Origin of the sequence: Micromonospora sp. NPDC047707, assembly GCF_040704235.1 — a bacterium.
In the GTDB taxonomy this organism is placed as follows: domain Bacteria; phylum Actinomycetota; class Actinomycetes; order Mycobacteriales; family Micromonosporaceae; genus Micromonospora.
On the sequence record NZ_JBEYSU010000138.1, the window covers coordinates 1 to 1,696 of the forward strand.

The window sequence follows — 1,696 nt, forward strand, 5'->3', positions numbered from 1 at the left end:
CATGCCGGCCGCCTTGGTGATCACCTTCTTCGCCGCGGCGATGTCGATCAGGCTGTTGGACCAGACGTACGACGAGAAGCCGGCGACGGCGACCTTGACCCCCTCCACCTCGACCACGGTGATCTGGTCGGGGGCGCCGGTGTGTGCCAGGTCGTAGCGCTCCAGGGCTTTCTCGGTGTTCTCGTAGCCCTTGGGGCCGTAGTCGTAGCCGTGGTTGTTGGCCTGGTTGAGCAGGTCGAAGCCGGCGTCGCGCAGGTGTGCGGCGTACTCCGGCGGGGCCCGGAACTGGAAGCAGCGGGTCGAGTTGGCGCCGCATTTGCCGGTGCCGGTGTCGACCGTGAGCAGCTCCTCCAGGTTGCCCATCACCAGGTCGGCCGCGAGCGCCTTCTCGACCGAGTCGAAGAAGCCCTTCCCGCCGTTGGCGGGCAGCCGGTTGGGCGCGTTGCCCATGATGATGTCGCCGGTGGCGGAGAGCGAAATCGACTCCTCGGCCGGCTGCCCCGGCACGGCTGTCGCCGTCGGCACCCCGCTGCTGTCGGGCTGCAAGCCCGGGCCCGCAACAGACCCAGAGCAGCCGGCAGCTAACACGGCGACGAGCAGCGCACCAAGGGCAAGCGCGGAGCGGCGGAGGCGGGTTCCGAGGCGGGTGGGAGCGTACATCGCCGTGACCCTACCGGGAACCCGGAAAACCGTCACGACTCACGATGCCGCTATCCGGAACGAGACTCCAGCCGGGGGCCGCGCCTGTGCTACCGGTGCCAGTGGCTGCTGGCGTTGCGGTATTCGGGAAGGCCGGTGGCCATGCGGCGGATCACCTCGGCGGCGCCGACCGGGGTCAACGCGCGTAGGGTGACCGGCACGTCGAGCACGATCAGGTGGGCGTAGTGCTGGTCGCTCTCCCGACTCGGACGAGCCACGTCACGCAGCGCGTGCCCGGCTGGGTCGTTTTCGTCGAACCGTGGGACGGCCTCGGCTGCCTCGCTGGCGTATGGGCCGTCCTGCCACTCGATTTCCCAGGTCAGCCGGCCGGTGTCGGGCCACCAGTCAATGTATCGGGCGCCGTTGAGGGCCTGGCTGTCGCGCAGGGCGGACATGATCCGGCCCAGCGCCTCGTAGTACCGGGACGGGTTCTCCCGCCGCACGTGATCCGTCATGTCTGACCAACGAAGCGACCTTGGCGTCGGGCTCGGTGTGATTTTGGCGGTCGGTGAGAAGGATTATTGCGAGGGCGACGGCTGCCGTGATGGCGCCGGTAATGACGGGGTCGTAGTGCGAGCCGCTGTTCGGGAAGGCCCCGCTGCCAACGTTGCTCATCGCGTGGAACAGGATCGCCACGAGCAGGCTTCCGCCGCTGCTGTTGTAGAGCCAGACAATGACGACCCGGGAAGCCACGGTGAAGACGCATTGGCCGATGATCCACGTCCCAGAGTGGTTGCCCTGCAGGTAGGGCACGACATGCCACAACGCTCCGAAAGCGCCGAGCGTCAACGCTGCCGGGAGTGCGCCCCACCGCCGTTGCAGCGGGTCTAACGCGTATCCCGTCCAGCCGATCTCCTCACACCCGGCAGCGAGGAAGAAGGCGATGACCGACAGTATCGTGACGGTGATGCGCGGATCGGGAAGTGGCCGTTCCAGCGCGCGCATCACCGCGTACGACAGCAGCAGCACGCCGGGCAGGAGCAACACGGCGACCACC

3 protein-coding genes are annotated in these 1,696 nt (G+C 68.0%); all 3 read right to left on the reverse strand.

The window, feature by feature from the left end:
• A partial coding sequence (locus tag AB0873_RS32455) for a CapA family protein (protein WP_366604606.1) occupies positions 1-660 on the reverse strand: 660 nt, incomplete at its 3' end.
• Positions 661-749: 89 nt separating this feature from the next.
• Positions 750-917: a hypothetical protein gene (locus AB0873_RS32460; RefSeq protein ID WP_366604608.1), complete on the reverse strand. Its 168-nt coding sequence runs from the start codon at positions 915-917 to the stop codon at positions 750-752.
• Between the two features lie 127 nt (positions 918-1,044).
• On the reverse strand, positions 1,045-1,696 hold a 652-nt coding region (locus AB0873_RS32465), incomplete at its 5' end, for a CPBP family intramembrane glutamic endopeptidase (RefSeq protein ID WP_366604610.1).